General features: G+C 76.2%; 14 protein-coding genes. 6 read left to right on the top strand and 8 right to left on the bottom strand.

All coding sequences use genetic code 11. The annotated features are described in order from the left end of the window. Positions 1 to 9 precede the first annotated feature (9 nt). Positions 10 to 753, top strand: coding sequence for an N-acetyltransferase (locus tag HWY08_RS14655; RefSeq protein ID WP_176066491.1), 744 nt, complete (start codon positions 10 to 12; stop codon positions 751 to 753). Between the two features lie 13 nt (positions 754 to 766). Here the strand turns inward: HWY08_RS14655 and HWY08_RS14650 are convergent, their stop codons facing one another. Together HWY08_RS14650 and HWY08_RS14645 are read right to left on the bottom strand one after the other, a co-directional pair. Beyond that, positions 767 to 1531, bottom strand: coding sequence for a YdcF family protein (locus tag HWY08_RS14650; protein ID WP_176066489.1), 765 nt, complete (start codon positions 1529 to 1531; stop codon positions 767 to 769). A 9-nt stretch (positions 1532 to 1540) separates the two neighbouring features. Next, positions 1541 to 2452: a LysR family transcriptional regulator gene (locus tag HWY08_RS14645; RefSeq protein WP_176066487.1), complete on the bottom strand. Its 912-nt coding sequence runs from the start codon at positions 2450 to 2452 to the stop codon at positions 1541 to 1543. 117 nt (positions 2453 to 2569) lie between these two features. Here HWY08_RS14645 and HWY08_RS14640 point away from each other — a divergent pair, with 117 nt between their 5' ends. From HWY08_RS14640 to HWY08_RS14630, 3 genes are all read left to right on the top strand, one after another. Continuing rightward, entirely contained in the window at positions 2570 to 3835 is a 1266-nt protein-coding gene (locus HWY08_RS14640; protein ID WP_176066485.1) for an MFS transporter, read from the top strand. A 51-nt stretch (positions 3836 to 3886) separates the two neighbouring features. Beyond that, entirely contained in the window at positions 3887 to 4654 is a 768-nt protein-coding gene (locus HWY08_RS14635) for an NYN domain-containing protein (protein ID WP_176066484.1), read from the top strand. Positions 4655 to 4838: 184 nt separating this feature from the next. Further along, on the top strand, positions 4839 to 6023 hold the full coding sequence (locus tag HWY08_RS14630; protein WP_176066482.1) for an MFS transporter: 1185 nt from the start codon (positions 4839 to 4841) through the stop codon (positions 6021 to 6023). On the opposite strand, the gene HWY08_RS14625 is transcribed toward HWY08_RS14630, so the two are convergent. The 3 genes from HWY08_RS14625 to HWY08_RS14615 all read right to left on the bottom strand — a co-directional run bounded on the left by HWY08_RS14625 (position 6012) and on the right by HWY08_RS14615 (position 8832). Beyond that, a complete protein-coding gene (locus HWY08_RS14625; protein ID WP_176066480.1) occupies positions 6012 to 6641 on the bottom strand; it encodes a tRNA-uridine aminocarboxypropyltransferase in 630 nt (209 codons plus the stop codon). The genes HWY08_RS14630 and HWY08_RS14625 overlap by 12 nt on opposite strands. 71 nt (positions 6642 to 6712) lie before the next feature. Next, complete coding sequence (locus tag HWY08_RS14620; protein WP_176066478.1) at positions 6713 to 7633, bottom strand: glycosyltransferase family 2 protein; 921 nt, start codon at positions 7631 to 7633, stop codon at positions 6713 to 6715. Beyond that, a complete protein-coding gene (locus HWY08_RS14615) occupies positions 7630 to 8832 on the bottom strand; it encodes a glycosyltransferase (RefSeq protein ID WP_176066476.1) in 1203 nt (400 codons plus the stop codon). Before HWY08_RS14615 ends, HWY08_RS14620 begins: the two co-directional genes overlap by 4 nt. A 152-nt stretch (positions 8833 to 8984) precedes the next feature. Between HWY08_RS14615 and HWY08_RS22195 the strand changes: the two genes are divergently transcribed. Further along, entirely contained in the window at positions 8985 to 9683 is a 699-nt protein-coding gene (locus tag HWY08_RS22195) for a YdcF family protein (RefSeq protein ID WP_176066474.1), read from the top strand. Between the two features lie 472 nt (positions 9684 to 10155). Continuing rightward, the gene (locus HWY08_RS14605; protein ID WP_176066472.1) at positions 10156 to 11487 is read left to right on the top strand and encodes a glycosyl hydrolase family 28-related protein; all 1332 of its coding nucleotides are present in this window, start codon (positions 10156 to 10158) and stop codon (positions 11485 to 11487) included. A gap of 81 nt (positions 11488 to 11568) precedes the next feature. Here the strand turns inward: HWY08_RS14605 and HWY08_RS14600 are convergent, their stop codons facing one another. Genes HWY08_RS14600 through HWY08_RS14590 form a run of 3 tightly spaced genes read right to left on the bottom strand, consistent with a single transcriptional unit; the run spans position 11569 to position 16473 of the window. Further along, positions 11569 to 12618, bottom strand: a complete 1050-nt coding sequence (locus HWY08_RS14600; RefSeq protein WP_176066471.1) for a glycosyl hydrolase family 28-related protein — start codon at positions 12616 to 12618, stop codon at positions 11569 to 11571. Positions 12619 to 12622: 4 nt separating this feature from the next. Continuing rightward, positions 12623 to 14167 (bottom strand): hypothetical protein, encoded by a 1545-nt coding sequence (locus HWY08_RS14595; protein ID WP_176066469.1) that lies wholly within the window; start codon positions 14165 to 14167, stop codon positions 12623 to 12625. Between the two features lie 2 nt (positions 14168 to 14169). After that, complete coding sequence (locus HWY08_RS14590; protein ID WP_176066467.1) at positions 14170 to 16473, bottom strand: polysaccharide biosynthesis tyrosine autokinase; 2304 nt, start codon at positions 16471 to 16473, stop codon at positions 14170 to 14172. Positions 16474 to 16828 lie beyond the last annotated feature (355 nt).

The following is a 16828-nucleotide window of genomic DNA, read 5'->3' as shown; positions in this document are numbered from 1 at the left end:
GCCCCCGCCATGAACCTCACGTCCCTCGACGACCCCCACGAACGATGCGCCCGCGCCGACGCGCGGGCGGAACTCACGATTCACCACCTCGACCCCGGCGATCCGCTCCTGCGCGCCGGACTCGCCGAGTGGGAGCGCCTCGCGAGGGCGCTCCTCGGCGAGGGCGAGCTGGGCGCCGAGACGCGCCCCCGCATCGAGGACGACCTCCGCATCATCGAGGAGCTGCGCAACGTGCTCGACGGCGTCGAGCCCGGCGAGGGCACCGCGCGCGAGCGCGAGCTGTGCGCCGCCTTCGGCCACGGCCGGCTGCAGGGCGTCTGCTCCTACTTCGTCTGCCCGGGCGGGGTGTTCATCGAGCTGCTCGCCAGCGCGCCCTGGAACCTCCTGCGCGCCCCCGGCGGCCCGGACCGCCGCGCGGTGCGCGGGGTGGGCCAGGCGCTCATCGCCCACGCCCAGCGCCTCTCCTTCTCGGCCGGGCACGGCGGCAGGGTGTCGCTCCAGGCCGAGAACCCGCGCTGCCTGCAGCAGTACCGCCGCCTCGGCTTCGAGCTCATGCGCCCCTCGGACGTGCCGCTCACGCTCGTGCCGAAGGGCAAGAAGGGCTGGTCGAAGGAGGCGCTGCGCGTCGCGCGCGGCCAGTGCGGCCCGGAGGAAGCGCGCGCGCCCTGGCTGCTGCTCGACCCGAGCCGGCACGTCCTGGGCGTCCGGCGCGCCCAGGCGCGGGGCCCGGGACGGATCCGCGCCGCCGCGTAGGCGCCTTCGCCCGTCAGGCGGTGTAGCCCATCGCCCAGTAGACGAGCCGGCCGGTCCACTCGCGGAGCGCCTCCGTGCTCTGGCCGAGCGCGCTGGCGCGCGGCAGCCAGCTCCGGCGGCGGCCGTCGCCGGCGCGCGCGTCCACCGGCAGCGCGTCGGGCGAGAGGCCGACCCGGCGGAAGCAGCCGAGCGCGCGGGGCAGGTGAAACGCGCTCGTGACGAGCAGGAGCGAGCGCCAGCCCCGCGCCCCGGCCACGCGGGCCGCCTCCACCGCGTTCTCGCGGGTGTTGCGGCTCGCCCCCTCGACGACGAGCCGGTCGGGGGCGATCCCCCACCCGCGCAGGGTCGCCGCGACGAGCTCCGCCTCGCTCCGCTCCCCCGGCACCGGGAAGGCCGACCCGCCGGAGAGCAGCGCCGCGCGCGCGCGGCCGCCGCGCAGGAGCTCGTAGGCCGCCACCAGCCGGTCGGCGCCCTCGGTGAGCTCGAGCCGGCCGCTCCGGCGCGCGGCCGCGGCGTCCACCTCGCCCGAGAGCACGACCACGGCGTCGTAGACCACCTCGGGCCGGTAGGTCGAGCGCGCGGGCGCCTCCACCGCGGCCATGAGCAGGGTGGCGACCGGCTCGATCGAGAACAGGTAGAGGACGGCGGCGCCAGCGGCCGCGAGCGCCCGGGCGCGGGCGGGCCTGGCCCGCGCCAGCGCCGCCCCCAGCGCGAGGGCGAGCGCCCAGGTGAGCGGCGCCACCAGCAGGTCGAGCAGCTTCGAGAGGGTCAGGAACACGCGAGCATCCTAGCCCCCGCCGCGCGGCGGGCGCCCCTCCCGCCCGAGCACCTCGCGCGCCACCTCCACGAAGCGGTGCACCGCCGGGGGGGCGTCGTCCCGGCGGTAGAGCGCCAGGAGCCGGGTGGTGGGCGCGGGCGAGGCCAGCGGGCGGTAGACGAGCCCGCGCGGGCGCAGCGTGCGGACCGAGGCGGGCACCAGCGTCACGCCGATGCCGGCCGCGACCAGCGCCAGCGCCGTCGAGAGCTCCAGCGCCTCCTGCGCCACCGGCGGCCGGAACCCCGCCGCCCGGCAGAGCGAGAGGATGTGGTCGGCCCACCCCGGGCGCGGGTGCCGCGGGAAGAGCACGAACGGCTCGTCGGCGAGCGCGGCGAGCGGCACCGCCCGGCCGCGCGCCAGCCGGTGCGCCGCCGGGAGCGCCGCCACGAGCGGCTCGTCGAGGAGCGGCTCGGCGGCGACGGCCGGGTCGTCGGCGGGCGGCCGGCCCAGGCCCACCTGGATGGCGCCGCTGCGGAGCGCCGCCAGCTGCTCCTCGGTGGAGAGCTCCGAGAGCGCGAGCGCCACGCCGGGGAGCCGGCGGCGGAAGGCGCGGAAGAGCGACGGCACGAAGCCGTAGGTGGCGGAGGCGACGAAGCCGACCGCCAGCGCCCCGGTCTCGCCGCGCGCGACCCGCCGCGCGTCCGCGGCCGCCTGCGCGGCGCGGTCGAGCACCGCCCGCGCCCCGGCGAGGAAGGTACGGCCCGCCTCGGTGAGCCGGACCCGGCGGTGCGCGCGGACGAAGAGCGCGAACCCCAGCTCCGCCTCGAGCTGCCGGATCTGCTGGCTGAGCGGGGGCTGGGCGATGTGCAGGCGCGCCGCCGCCCGCCCGAAGTGCAGCTCCTCGGCGACCGAGACGAAGTAGCGGAGGTGGCGGAGCTCCATGGCGATCGATACCTTCCACGTCTCGGTCGAGACGAAAGATATACTGGAAGTCTCGTCCCGCGGCGGGCAACCTCTCCGGGTCCGGCCTCGCCCCGCGCGCGGCCGGCGCCCCTCGCGATGCCCCTCCCCGCTGGAACCCCCGGACCGCGCCCGCGCGGCGACACCGCGTCGCTCCTGGCGATCGCGCTCGCCGGGCTGTGCACCTTCCTCAACGTCTACGCCACCCAGCCGCTGCTCCCGCTGCTCGAGCGCGCCTTCGCGGTCGGGAAGGCGCAGGCCGCCTGGACCGTCAGCGCCCCCACCATCGCGGTCGCGCTCGCCTCGCCCTTCGTCGGCGCCGTCGCCGACCGCGTCGGGCGGCGGCGCCTCATGATCGCCGCCCTCTTCACCCTGTCCGTGCCCACGGCGCTCGCCGGCACCGCGCGCACCATGCCGGCGCTCGTCGCCTGGCGCTTCGCGCAAGGGCTGGCGGTGCCGGGCGTCTACGCGGTGGCCGTGTCGTACATCAGCGACGTCTGGCAGGGGCGCGGCGTGGGCCGCGGCATGGCCGCCCTCGTCACCGGCAACGTGCTCGGCGGCTTCATCGGCCGCTTCGCCGCCGGGCTCTGCGCCGAGACGCTCGGGTGGCGCTGGGCCTTCCTCGCGCTGGGGCTGCTCACCGCGGCGGGCGCGGTCGCCACCTCCCGCTGGCTGCCGCCCGAGCCCGCGCGCAGCGCGCCGGCCGGCCGCCCGCTGGGCGCGCTGCGGGCGCTGGCCGCCGCGCTGGACGCGCGGCTGCTCGCCACCTTCGCGGTCGGCTTCAACGTGCTCTTCACGCAGGTCGCCATCTTCACCTACGTCACCTTCCACCTCGCCGGGCCCCCCTTCCTCCTCGGCGCCGCCGCGCTCAGCTCGCTCTTCGCCGTCTACCTGGTCGGCGCCGTGGTGACGCCCTTCGCCGGGCGCTGGATCGACCGGGTGGGCTCGCGCTCGGCGCTGGCGGCGTCGCTGGGGCTCAACCTCGGCGGCGTGCTGCTCACGCTCGCCCCGTCGGTGGCGGCGGTCGGCGTGGGGCTCGCCTGCTGCTGCACCGCCACCTTCGTCTCCCAGGCGGCCTCCACGAGCTACCTGCAGGTGGCGGCGAAGCGCGAGGTGCGCTCGGCGGCCTCGGGCGTGTACGTGGCCTCGTACTACCTCGGCGGCACCGCCGGCGGGGTCCTGCCGGCGCTGGCCTGGAACGCCGGCGGCTGGGCGGCGTGCGTGGCGCTCACGGCCGCGGTGCAGGTCGCCACGCTGGCCCTGGCGCTGCGCTACTGGCGCCCGTCCGCGGCGGCGGGCGGGCCGCTCGCGCCGGCCGCGCTCGCGGCCGCCCCCCGGGCGACGCCAGCCGGTCCGGCCGCCTGAGCGGAGGGCGGCGAAGTTGCCGCCGCGCGCCATCCCTGGTACGCCCTGACGATGAAACGCGACTCGGACGGCCAGCGCATCGCGCTCTTCGTCGACTTCGAGAACCTCGTCACCCGGACCGGCCTCTCCGCCGAGCAGTTCGACGTCGGCCCCGCCCTCGACACCCTCCTCGACAAGGGGAAGGTCCTGTTCCGCCGCGCGTACTGCGACTGGACGCGCTTCGCGCCCGCCACCCGCAACCTGCACGAGCACGGGGTCGAGCTCATCGACGTCCCGCCCTCCACCCGCGCCGGCAAGAACGGCGCCGACGTGCGGCTCGTCATCGACGCGCTCGAGCTCGCCTACCTGCGCGAGCACATCGACACCTTCGTCATCGCCTCCGGCGACTCCGACTTCTGCCCGCTGGCCTACAAGCTGCGCGAGGTGGGCCGCACCGTCATCGGGATGGGCGTGCGCGAGGCGACGAGCCCGCTCTTCGTGAAGGCGTGCGACGAGTTCATCTACCTGCGCCCCGCCTCGCAGCGCCGCGGCCGCGGCGACGGCGCCGGCCCGCGCGAGAAGGAGAAGGACCGCCCGCCCGCGAAGCCGGCCGCCGTGCCGGAGGTCGCCCGCGAGGCGGTCTCGGCGCTGCTCGCCCGCGCCACCGGCCCGGTGAACCCCTCGGCCATCAAGGAGTTCATCGTCCGCAAGGAGCCCGACTTCGACGAGCGCGACCACGGCTTCTCGACGTTCAAGAAGCTGCTCGAGGCGATGGAGAAGGAAGGGCTCCTGAAGCGCGAGCAGGGCGCGAAGGGGCAGTGGTACGTGGTGGCGCCGTAGGTCGGCGTCCCACAGCCCCGAGCGGACCGCCTCACCCGGGAAATCCTGACCCGCCGCCCCGCGTTGGGTCGGGTCAATGTCCGTTGACTCCGCTCTCACCCCGCCTCGCCCACCCCGTAGCGCCCGCGGGCGCCTGCGCCGTTCGCTGCTCGCGACCTCCCTCGAGGCCATCGCCGCCGAGTGGGTGACGGCCTGCGCGGGAGGCGCGGCGCTCACCGCGTGGGCCCTGCAGGTCGGAGCCTCCCCGGCGCTCGTCGCGCTCCTGGCGGCGCTGCCTGCGCTCGCGCAGGTGCTGCACTTCCCGGCCGCGCGCCTGACCGCGCGGCACGGGCCGCGCCGCGTCGCGCTCGCAGCCTCGATCGCGGCCCGCCAGCCCTACCTCGCCCTGGTCGCCCTGCCCTTCCTGCCCCTCACGCGGACCGGCGCTCAGCTCGTCGTCGCGGCCGTCGCCGTCAGCTCGTGCGCGCTCGCCTCGATCGCGCAGCAGGCCTGGATGATCTGGACCCCTGCGCTGTACCGCGCGCCCGTGCGCAGCCGGGTGCTCGGCCGCCGGGCGGGCCGCGCGGCCGTCTCCGGCGCCGCCGCGAGCCTGGCGGTCGGCGTGTTCCTCGACGGTCACGCGGGGGCGGCGCGGGTCCACGCGCTCTCCCTGCTCGCCATCCTGGCCTGGGCGGCCGGCCTGCTCGCCGCGTTCTGGCTCGCGCGCCAGGCGCCGCCGCCCCGGCGCGAACGCGCCATGCCGTCCGCCAGCCGCGCGCTGGCGGACGGCGGCGTGCGCCGCGTGCTCGGCTACGTCTGCGCGTGGAACGCGGCGCTCGGGATCACGGCCGCCATCACGGCGCTCCACATGCTGCAGGGGCTTCACCTGGGGTTCGTGGCCGTCAGCGTGCACGGCGCCGGCGTGGCCGCCGGCTGCCTCCTGGGCGCTCCGCTCTGGGGCAAGATGCTCGATCGCTTCGGGGCGGGCCGCGTGCTCGTCGCGTCGACCGCCGGCGCGGCGTCGCTGCCATTCCTCTGGCTCGGGATCCACGCCGGCTCGGTCTTCACGCTCGCGCTCGACGCCGCGCTCGGCGGGACGTTGCTCGCTGGCCAGGCGCTCGCCTCGGTGGCGCTCCCGCTTCAGATCGCGCCGCGCCACCGGCGCGCGGAGGTCGTGGCCGCCTTCTCGACGGCCGGGGGCCTCTCGTTCGCCGCCGCGTCGCTCGCGACGGGGGTGCTCTCGGACAAGCTCCCGCTGTTCGTGTTCATCGCCGGTCGGGTCCTGCTCGGCCGGAAGCTCCTGTTCGCCGCGGGTGGCGCGGTGCGCCTCGCCGCCGCCGCGCTCGGGCTGCGCGCCTTTGGGCGAGCGCCGAGCCCCTCACCCGCCTGAACCGGCTGCCTCGCCGCGCGGCCTCGCCGGGGCGCGGTGCCGCGGCGCGCGCCGCCCGTCGCGCGAGCAGGCGAGCTGGAGCTCCACCATCCGCCGGAACGCCGCCCGCATCGGCTCGAACCGGGCGGCCCCGCCCTCCAGGTCCGCCAGCGCGTACGCCACCGCCTCCAGGGTCGAGAGGCAGTGCGCCGACGGCTCGCGGCGGAGCCCCGCGTAGCCGCTCGGCGCCGGCGGGGCGATGGCGAGCCGGGGCAGCGCCGACAGCCGCGGGTTCGCGGCCAGCATCTTCTCGGCCTGCACCCAGGTCCCATCGACGACGAACAGGATGGGCGGGGGCGCGCCGGCGCGCGACGCGGCGGAGTCGCCGCCGGGGTACAGGAGCGCCGCGCCCGGCGCCGACGCCAGCTCCGTCACGCGCGCGTCGTCCTCGAATCGGACGCCCCGGTGGAGCTCGGCGTTCTCGAGCGCGATCCGCGTGAGCCACGCGCTGCAGATGGCGAGCCGCGCCTCGCGGGGGTGCTGCAGCAGCACCACGCGGGTGCGCGTCTGGACCGGGACCACTCCGTCGCAGACGCAGAAGGACTCCGGCCGGAGGCAGCGGCGGCAGGTGCGGCGCATCCGCCCTTTCTCCCGGACGGGCCCGCCGGCGTCAAGCCGCGCCCCCCCCGCCGCGGGCGCCGGCCTGGCTCCTACCCCTGCGTCCGCCGGCGAGCGGGCTCGCCGTCGAGCCCGGGGACCGCGGTCCGGCGCACCTGCTCCAGCACCGCGGCGGCCCGGGCCACCGCCTCCGGGGGCTCGGGCCGGTTGCGGCGCGCGACGAGCCTGCCGGCGAGCCCGAGCCGGCAGGCCGCGCGGTACAGCCCCTCCTTCGCGAACGACTGCGCGACGAGGACCGCCGTCCCGCGCCGGCCGACCCGCGCCGGCCCGTACTGACGGTAGATCCGCCGGTCGGTGCGGCAGCTCAGGACGTACTTGCGCAGGTTCACCTCGGCGGGCTCGCGGCAGAACAGGTACGCCTCGTCCGTCACCGCGAAGCGCGAGTGAGGCGCCGTCCTGCACCACAGCTCGTGATCCTCCGCCCGGAGGTAGCGGGGGTCGTACCGGTTCTCGGCGAACCAGCGCGTGCGGCCCATCGCGGCGCCCTGCGCCAGCGGGCAGCCGCGCAGGGCCGAGACGGGATCCCCGACCCGCGCCGCGCCGGCGCCCCGGATCCCGCGGATCGCGCCCGCCTCGTCGATCGAGATCAGCGGCGAGGACACGACGTCCACGTCGGGGTGCGCCTCGAGGTAGGCGACCTGCGCCTCGATGCGCCGCGGGTGCATGAGGTCGTCGTCGTCCAGCCGGCACAGGTACGGCGCCCGCGCCAGCTCCGCCATCTGGTTCAGGCGGTACACGACGCCGCGGTTGACGCCGTCGCTCAGGACCCGGACCCGCGGGTCGTCGACGGCCCGCGCCAGGGCCAGCGAGCCGTCGCGCGACCCGTCGTCGACGAGGAGCAGCTCCCAGTCCTGGTGCGTCTGGGCGAAGATCGACTGGAGCGCCTCGCGCAGCGTCCGCGCCGCGTTGAAGAAGGGGAGCCCGATGGTGACCGCCGGACGATCGAGGCTCACGAGGCGACCCCCTCCCGCGCCCGCGGAGCGCGCGGACGCCGCCGGGCCGGCCCGCCCATCGCCGACGCGAGGACGGCGGCCAGCCGTTCCTGCTGGGCCTCGAGCGTGAAGAGCCGTGCCGCGCGGCGGGCGCCCGCCTCCCCGAGGGCGCGCCGCGCCGACGCCGAGGTCGCGAGCGGCGCGAGCGCGGCCGCGAACTCGGCCGCGGTGGGCGGGACGACCCGCCCCGTCACCCCGTCCTCGATGATCTCGGGGATGCCGCCCACCGCTGCCCCCACGCACGGCTTCCCGGCCGCCATCGCCTCGACCAGCGCGCGCGGCATCGCCTCCTGGACCGACGGGAGGATGACGACGTCCGCCCGCGAGATGACGTGCGGCACGTCGTCTCGCCAGCCCAGGAAGTGAACCCGCCGGGCCACGCCCAGGCGCTCCGCGAGCGCGCGGAGGCTCGCCTCGTATCCCGGGTCGGCGCCGGACGGCATGCTGCCGCACAGCCAGAGGGTGACGTGCGGCGGCAGCCGGGACAGGGCCTCGATCGACACGTGCTGCTGCTTGTGGGCGATGAGGACCCCGACGTGCGCGAGCACCACCTCGCCCGGAGCGGAGTCCGGCAGTGCTGCGCCCGCCGCCGCCACCCGGCGCTCGGCGTCCACGTCGACCCCGTTGTAGACGACGTCGATGCGGTCGCGATCGACTCCGGCCCGGGCCAGGCTGTCGGCCACCGCCCGCGACACCGCGACGACGCGGGAGGACCGCCGCCCGACGTACGGCGCCTCAGCCGCGCGGACCGCGCCGACCCCGTGCGCGTGGTAGACCACCGGGGTGGCGGCGGGGATCGCGCGCGAGAACCACAGGAACGCCGGCAGCTGGTTGAAGTACACCACGCTCGGGCGGTGGGTGCGCACCCAGCGCCGCAGCCGCAGCGCGGCCCAGGTGAGCCACGGCGCGCGGGCGGCGAGCCCCAGGACGCGGGTCGCGCCGCGCCCGCCGATGTAGCGCCGCCGGGGCGGGCGCAGCAGCTCGACGCGCTCGACGGCGGTGCCCGACCAGAGCCGCGCGTAGTCGGGGTTGCCGTAGGCGTCGATGACCGCGCACCGGTAGCGGTCGGCGAGCCGCGGCCACACGCTCGCCATGACGGTCTGCACCCCGCCCACCGAGGTCACCAGATCCACGAACGCGATGAGCGGCTGCTCGGGCACGGGCCTCCCCTCGGAACACCGATCGTGGTCGAACGTAGCTACTCGGCGGGCGGGCGTGCAGGTGCGCGCCCGAAAGGTGTCCCGGGCCCCGGGCGGCGGCCCGGGTGGCGAGCGGCAGGCGGAGTGCGTATCCCTGCTGCGAGGCCCAGCCGGTGCCATCCACGACTCCGGGCGCGCGGCCGCGCAGCCCCCACCTCACGCGCCGGCCGGGCGCCGGCCGGGCCGGGCGGGGCTCGCTCACCGGCCCGCTCGGCTGGAGGCTCGGGCTGGCGGCCTCCCTCGCGCTGCCGCTCGCCGGGCTCGTGTCGCTCTCCTCGCCCGCCGTCGCCCAGGCGCTGCAGCGCGCCCTGGAGGCCTCGGCCGTGAACACCGCTCGCGCGGGGCCGTACGACGCGGTGATCGTCCTGGGCGGGGACGACGCCCGGGTGGCGGCCGGCGCGCGGCTGGTGCTCTCCGGGCGCGGGCGGCACCTGCTCTACTCGGGCTTCCTCTCGACCAGCGCCGCCGCCGCGCTCCGCGCGGAGCTGCGCGCGCTGGGCCTGTCGGACGCCCAGCTCGTCCTCGAGCTCGCGAGCCGCGACACCCGCGAGAACGCGGTGGAGTCGGCCCGGATCGCAGCGGCGAGCCGCTGGAGGTCGCTCCTCCTCGTGACGGGCGCGGCGCACGCGAAGCGCGCGGTCGGGTGCTTCCGGGAGGCGGGCCTCGCCCCGGACCTCTACCCGGTCGCGTTCGAGGCGGACGGCTCGCAGCGCCCGCCGAGGTGGGGCCACGAGGCGCGGCGCCAGGCCCTGGCAGCCCTGCACGAGTGGGCCGGCCGGGTCGTCTACGCGGCCCTGGGGTACGCGCGATAGCGCGGCGCGCCCCCGCCTCGCGCCAAGTGGGTTCAGGTGACCCGGGACGCCGAGACAGCCCGCGATCAGAGCGTTTCGCGCTACCCGCGACCATTTGCCCCACCGCCTCTTTAGGCTAGGCCGCCGACAGCGGCGCCGGAAGGCGCCGCCCGGCGCACCGGTGCCGGGCATTCTAAAATCCCCTTGCTGTACGGTGGCTTAGGCAGCAGCAGCGGGCGCTCGCTCGCGCGCTCCCTGTCCTCCCGTCAGCTACGCCAGCTCCCCCTACTGGCGCTCCGATGGTAATCCGTTATCTCACAGTGTACTACCCGCCCGGGTTGCTCTGGCCCCAGGGCCCGTGCTTGTATCCCTCCCGTCGCGTCCCTTGGTCGAGTGACGCACGACCAGGCGACCGGCAGTTCAGACGGGTGCCATCCAGGCGCCCCCCTACCGGAACGGTGGACACATGCACAACCGGCAGAATCGAATCGCGATGGCGTGGATGGTGGCATTCGCGGTGGGCGGCACCACCGCTTGCGGAGGCGGCTCTCCGGCCAGCGCGCCGAGCGCCTCCGCGCAGTACCAGACGTCGCCCTCCGCGGCCGAGGTGGTGGTCGCTCCGGCCAGCGCCTCCCTCGCGATCGGAGGCACGGCGACGTTCTCGGCCAGCGTGGTCGGGCTGCCGGCCTCCGAGGTGATCTGGTCCGTCCGCGAAGGTGCGGCCGGGGGCACGGTGACCAGCGCAGGCGTCTACCTGGCGCCGCCCACGGCGGGGACGTATCACGTCGACGGGACGAGCGTCGCGGACGCCTCCAAGGTCGGCACCGCCACCGTCCTCGTGACCGCCGCGGGGCAGGCGCCCGGCAGCGGCACCGGCACCGGGGCCACGCCGCCCGCCGGCGGCGCCACGCAGCCCGCGGGTTCGGTGAGCGTGCTGGACTACGGGGCGAAGGGCGACGGCGTGACCGACGACACCCAGGCCCTCCGGAACGCGGCGGCCACGGGCAAGCCGCTCTGGTTCCCCACCCCGAGCGCGCACTACCTCATCAGCGGAACGGTCGAGCTGCAGAACTCGGCGTACGGCCAGAACCGGCCCGAGATCCGGATGGCGCCCGGGGTGCAGAACGGCGGCACCGACACCGACAACGGCAACAACTCCGTCATGTTCCTCGTGCGCAACTACCAGGGCGCCGGGATGGTGATCGACTCGCTCCACCTCAACGGGAGCTGGAACGGGCAGCCGACGGGCTCCTACTTCGACAACCCGCCGCAGTGGTCGCACGGCCTCCGCATCATGGGCCCTTCGCGGAACGTCACCGTCCAGAACTGCTGGATCGAGAACACCTGCGGCGACAACATCGCGCTCACGTGGTACCAGCCCGCGTCCGCCCCGCCCGACAACATCGTCATCCAGAACAACAAGCTCGTGAACCCGTACCGCTGCACGATCGCGCTGGTCGGCGCGACCAACGTCATGGTGAGGAACAACTACCACGAGAAGCAGACCGACTTCGTGACGGTCATCGACCTGGAGCTCGATCCGATCGGCTACCAGTACGACCGCAACATCACCTTCGAGAACAACGTGATGAACGCGGCCCGGCAGTGGGGCAACCCGGGCGCCCTCATGCTCTCCAACCCGGGGTCGAACCCGACCTCCGGCCCGGTCACGATCACCGGCACCCGCGGGAAGTGGAGCACCGACCTGGGCGTCGCGATCGTCCCGAACAGCGACAACCTCGTCGGCTACTCCGGCGCGTGGTCGGGCACCTCGGCCTCGAACAACGCGATGGACGGCAACACGGCCTGGAGCTTCGTCCAGTAAGCTCCGCCGGGCAGGGACGACGGGCGGCCGGGTCGAGCGACCCCGCCGCCCGTCGCCGTCTCGCGGGGCGGGGCCGGCGCGTCACGGCGCGAAGCTCCAGGCCGCCCCGCGGTCGCGGCTGTTCCCCGAGACGGTCGAGGCGGTCCAGGTCCCCGCGCGGCCGACGAGCCCCGCGGCGTCGCCGGGCCAGGCGATGGACGGCGCCACCTCGCTCCACACGCCGCGGTTCCCGGACACCGTCACCCCGCCGGTCGCGCCCGCGTGGACGTTCGACAGGGTGACCGCACCCATCCCGCCCCACGAGCGCGAGGCGTTCAGCACGTTGTCCCGGATCGTGACCCCGGCGACCGTGTGGTAGTCGTAGTCCGTCTCGATCTGGATGAGGCCCTGGAAGTTCCCCGGGTAGCCCTGCGCCGAGCCGTCGAGGAGATCCTCGCAGTAGTTCCCCTGGATCACGACGCCCGCGCCGGCGTTGAAGAAGACGTTGCAGCGCCACGGCCACTGCAGCTTGTTCCCGACGATCTCGATGTTCCGCGGCGGACCGGCCTCCGGCCGGTACCAGGTGATGGCGATGTTGTCGCCGCCGTTGTTCTCGATCCAGCAGTTCCGGACCGTGACGTTCCTCGACGGGCCCATGATGCGGATGCCGTGCGACCACTGCGGGGCCGCGGGCTGGCCCGCGTCGTAACGTCCGAGCGGGACATGGTTCCAGCTCCCGTTCAGGTGGATGGAGTCGATCACCATCCCCGGGCCCTGGTAGCTCCGCACCAGGAGCATGACCGTGCCGTTGGCGGTGTCGTTGTCGGCGCCGCCGTCCTGGACGCCCGGGTCCATGCGCAGCTCGGGGCGGCGCTGGCCGTAGATCGAGTTCCGTAGCTCGATGGTGCCCGTGATCCGGTAGTAGGCGGCCGGGGTCGGGAACCAGAGCGGCCGCCCGGTGGCGGCGGCCCTCCGGAGGGCCGCCGTGTCGTCCGTGACGCCGTCCCCCTTGGCCCCGTGGTCCAGCACGCTCACGGACCCCGCGGGCCGCGCCGCCGCAGCCGCCGGCCGCGCGGCGGCGCAGGTGGCCAGCGACGCGCCGACCAGCGCGGCCGCCGCCAGCCGGGCGGTGGACGTCGCGCGCCCCCGCACTCGCTCACCTCGAGGCCGGGAGCGACGCCAGCCCCACCGTCGGTGACTCCTCGTCCGGCTCCCACCGCCTGAGCCAGCGCCGGACGAGCATGTACCCGTAGATCGGCAGGGCGAAGTACACGAACACCTGCGAGACGACGGCGAGGCTGCCCTGGATCAGGAAGGTCGCCCAGATCGCCGTGAACTGGATCGCGTAGCTGTCGAACGTGGTCTGGGCCGCGTCGAACGCGCGCTGCAGCCGCGCGAGGAGGGCCCCGAGGAGCAGGAACGCGGCGAGCAGCCCGACCGGCCCGAGGCTCAGCCAGACCTCGGCCTGGAACGGGATGATCTGGTCCACGATGTCGGACTCCCGGTAGATGAGCCGGTTGAAGATGACGGGGCCGCTCTCCTCGCGGAACGGCTTCCCGAGGACCGGGACCGGGTACATCAGGGATCCGAGCAGCACCCGCGGGCTGAACCGCCGCTCGCCCCGCTCGCCCGCCTCGAGGAGGAACCCGGCGAACTGGGGGGCGCTCCCGTAGACCTGCACCTCGCCCAGCGGATCCTTCGGGAGCACGTTCTCGCGCTGGCCGCCGCCCTCGAGGAGCTCCGCGGGCGTCGCCTCGCCCCGGCGGTACTGACCGAACACGGCCGAGAGCCCGAGGAGCAGGAGCGCCATCGACACCAGGGCGCCCATGGAGAGGCGGCGGACGTGGAACGAGTACGCCGCGGCCAGGGCCACCAGCGGGACGACGAAGGAGCCGCGGTTGAACGCGTAGGTGGCGCCGACGAGGATCATCGCGGCCGCCGCGAGCGCGCTCGCGAGCAGCCGGGCGAGGCGCGACGCGCGCGCCCCGCGCTGCTCGATCCACGCGCACCACGCCATCACGATCCCGCCGATGAGGAACGGCCGCAGGAAGGTGCTGGCCGCGTCGGCCAGCGTCGTCTCCGTGGCCGGGGTTCCGGACCAGAACTTCTCCGGGTCGCCGAGGGTCGCGAACATCGCGCCGAAGGAGCCGAACCTGAGCAGGATCCCGGCCACGCCCATGACGACGTAGGCGGCGACCAGGAGCCGCGGCAGGCGGAGCCGCGCGCTCTCCCTCGCCCCGGCGCCCCGGCCGCCGCGCTCGAGGAACGCGTACCCGCCGCTGAAGGCCCCGAAGGCGAGGATGGACAGCAGGAGGCTCTTCTCGACGGCCGGCGCGCTGGGGAGGTACGGCAGCGTGCCGCGCGACATGCCCACGCAGGAGATCATGAGCGGCATCGCGACGAGCTGGAGGAAGAAGGCGAGCACCGCCCAGTTGAGGGGCGAGAGCACGTGGTCGCGCCTCGGCCGGGTCGCCGGGAAGATCAGCTGGAAGAAGGCGAACGCGCCCGCCGCGAAGGGCGCGGCCACCGGCATCTCCGCGCCGCGCGACGAGGACGCGACCAGCAGCAGGGCGTACGCGCAGAGCGCCCCGACGGCGGCGATGGTGAGCAGGAACGGCGCCCACATCCCCGGGAGGCGCGGGCGGGCCGCGCCGCCGGCGGGCGCGGCGATGATCCCCGATGAGCCCACCTGGTGTGCCATGGTCACCTCCCGGCGGCCCGCGCTGCCGGGCCCCCTCCGCCGCTGTCGGGGCTCCGCGCGCAGGCGATCGCGGGCGCCTTCGTGTCGTTCAGGATCGCGCCGTGCACGGCGGCCCCGACGTGCGCGTACCGCTCCAGCGCCAGGGCCAGCTCGCTGGCGGGGCGGCGGCCGACCCGGACGACGAGCAGGTTCAAGCTCGCGCAGCGGGCGACGAGGACGGGGTCCGGGATCTCCAGGACCGGGGGCGCGTCGAGGAGGACGAGGTCGTAGCGTCGCGCCGCGCTCGCGCACAGCTCCTGCATCCGCGGGCTCGACAGCAGCTCGGCCGGGAGCGCCGCCGCCGTCCCTCGCGCCATCAGCTCGAGCCCGGGCGTCCCGGTCGAGCGGGTCGCCTGCTCGACGGTCGCCGCGCCGGTCAGCACGTCGGCGAGCCCCGGCTGCGTCTCCGCCGCGAAGGATCGGTGCACCGTACCGCGCCTGAGATCCGCGTCGACGAGGAGCACCCGCATCCCGGCGGCCGCGGCGAGCTGCGCGAGGTTGGCGCACAGGAACGACTTGCCCGCGCCGGCCGAGGGGGAGCTCACGGCGACCACGCGGCCGCGCGACTCCAGCGCGCACCCGAGCGCCGTGCGCAGCCCGCGCAGGCTCTCGATCGACGGGTCGTCCGGGCTGTCGGCGGCGAGCGGCACGCGGCGCGCCCGCCGGCGGCGCCCGAGCGTGGCCTCGCGCCGGCTGTGCGGCACCGCGGCCATCACCTGGAGGCCCGTGGCCCGCTCCAGCGCGAGCGGGTCGCTCGCCGCCGCGTCGCCGGCGCGCCGCGCGAGGATCAGCGCGCCCCCGCCGCCGAGCCCGAGGAACAGCGCCAGGAGCCAGGTCGCCGGGGCCGCGGGGCGCACCGGCGCCGCCGACACGGCCGGCGCGTCGAGGAGGCGGGCGCGGGCCTCCCCGAGGGTCCACGCCTGCGCGAGGCTCATCCGCTGGGCCTGAGCGGAGAGGAGCCCGTCGAGGCGGGTCGCGACGCTCGCGCTCCGCGCGAGGCCCGCCGCGCCCCGCTGGTCGTCGGGCAGAGCGCGCACCCGGGGATCGAGCGCGGCGCGCTCTTCCCGGGCGGCGGTCAGCCTGCGCTCGAGCGCGGCGGCGTCCGGGTGCTGGTCCGTGTACCGCGTGGAGAGCAGCCGCTGTTCGCTCGCCAGGTCGGAGGTGAGCGCTTCGAGCTCCGCCGACCGGTCGACCGCCGCCTTGGCCTGCAGCGGGAGATCGACGATCCCCCGGCTCGTGCGGTACCGGACGAGCGCCGCCTCGGCCTCGTCCACCCGCGCGGCGGCCTCGGGGAGCCGCGCGTCCAGGAGGGCGCGCCGCGCCGCCGTCTCCGCCGCGCGGCGCTCGGCGTCCTGGCGCAGGTAGGACCTCGCGAGCTCGGCGAGCACGGCCGCGAGGCGCGCGGGGTCGGGGCCGTCCAGCCAGACCGACATCACGCCCGCGCCCTTCACCGTCTCCTCGATCCAGAGCCCGTCCCGGAGCGCCGCGATGGCGTCCTCGCGCCGCAGCTTCTCGAGGTGGAACTCGGTCCCGGGGCGCGCGGCCAGCTCCGAGACGAGCAGCTCGAGCCGGCCCGCTCCGTACGCCGCGCGCGCCGGTTCGCCCACGCGCCCCGCCAGCAGGACGCGGCCGGACGGGAGCGCCAGGCGGAACGCGTCCGCGCCCTCGGCGGTGAGCGTCAGCCGCTCGCCGGCCAGATCCTCGGGGACGTCCAGGCGGGCGACGGCGATGCGCTCGCCGCCCCACGCCCAGCGGGCGAGGCGCGGCAGGTCCAGCGGCGGCGCCACGGGGGCCTGGCGCGCGCGCGCGGCGGCGCCGCCGAAGATCGGAAATCGGCTCGGCTCCGCGACCACGTCCAGCCCGAGCGCGTCGACCACGGGGCCGAGCACGCTCCGCGACCGCAGGATCTCGGCGTGGCCCTCCGTCGTCCTCGGCGGCTCGAACGCGGGCTGCGCGAGGCGGAGGCGGACGCCCAGGGACTGTGGATCCGACACCTGCAGCGACATCGTGGCGCGATGGACCGGCGGCGCCGCGCCCAGGTACAGCGCGGCCGCCGCGAGCGCGCCGAGGGTGGACGCGAGCAGCGTCCGCCAGCGCGCCGCCAGCGCGCGGCCGAGTTCCCGGGCCGTCAGCTCGTCCTCGCGCAAGGTCAGGCCGGCCGCCGCCGAGGGCAGCTCGCGCCGCGGCGTCGCCGGCCCCGGCTCTGGGGCGACCTGGTGCTCTTCCGGGGGTGCTTCCTGCCGCTCGCTCGCCTCTTCCTGGCCCATCGCTCCGCCCCCGGCGTCCGCAGCGGCGACATCCCCGAGCCCCGTGCCTGGTCCCGCGGCGGGCGAAGGACCCCCTCGCCCGCTCACCCGGTGAGGCTCCGCACCCCTCCCCCGAAGATCGACTGCACAGTTGGAGTGCGGCGGCTGCCGCGGGGCGCGGTCGCCCGCGCCCTGAGGGACGGGACCTCCAGGCCCTCGCTCGGCCGCTTCGCAGGCACGCCCCCCGAAGCGTGCGTTGATGGTGCCCCGGGCCCGACCTACCTCGTTCATGACCCCGGCCGCTCGGATCCTCGGCCGCTGTGCACCCGGAGGCGCTCACGGCTCCCGCTCCGCTCCACCTTCCAGCCGAGACCCG

This window comes from Anaeromyxobacter diazotrophicus (assembly GCF_013340205.1).
GTDB lineage: Bacteria > Myxococcota > Myxococcia > Myxococcales > Anaeromyxobacteraceae > Anaeromyxobacter_A > Anaeromyxobacter_A diazotrophicus.
The sequence above is the reverse complement of the archived record's forward strand: the minus strand, read 5'-3'. Positions and strand labels throughout refer to the sequence as shown.

What these genes read in the sequence shown, in the direction of transcription:
- HWY08_RS14625 (WP_176066480.1), bottom strand. Translation starts at nt 6,641, where the DNA reads ATGCGCCGCACCTGCCGCCGCTGCCTCCGGCCGGAGTCCTTCTGCGTC.
- HWY08_RS14645 (WP_176066487.1), bottom strand. Translation starts at nt 2,452, where the DNA reads ATGGAGCTCCGCCACCTCCGCTACTTCGTCTCGGTCGCCGAGGAGCTG.
- HWY08_RS14595 (WP_176066469.1), bottom strand. Translation starts at nt 14,167, where the DNA reads ATGGCACACCAGGTGGGCTCATCGGGGATCATCGCCGCGCCCGCCGGC.
- HWY08_RS14635 (WP_176066484.1), top strand. Translation starts at nt 3,887, where the DNA reads ATGAAACGCGACTCGGACGGCCAGCGCATCGCGCTCTTCGTCGACTTC.
- HWY08_RS14590 (WP_176066467.1), bottom strand. Translation starts at nt 16,473, where the DNA reads ATGGGCCAGGAAGAGGCGAGCGAGCGGCAGGAAGCACCCCCGGAAGAG.
- HWY08_RS14640 (WP_176066485.1), top strand. Translation starts at nt 2,570, where the DNA reads ATGCCCCTCCCCGCTGGAACCCCCGGACCGCGCCCGCGCGGCGACACC.
- HWY08_RS14655 (WP_176066491.1), top strand. Translation starts at nt 10, where the DNA reads ATGAACCTCACGTCCCTCGACGACCCCCACGAACGATGCGCCCGCGCC.
- HWY08_RS14605 (WP_176066472.1), top strand. Translation starts at nt 10,156, where the DNA reads ATGGCGTGGATGGTGGCATTCGCGGTGGGCGGCACCACCGCTTGCGGA.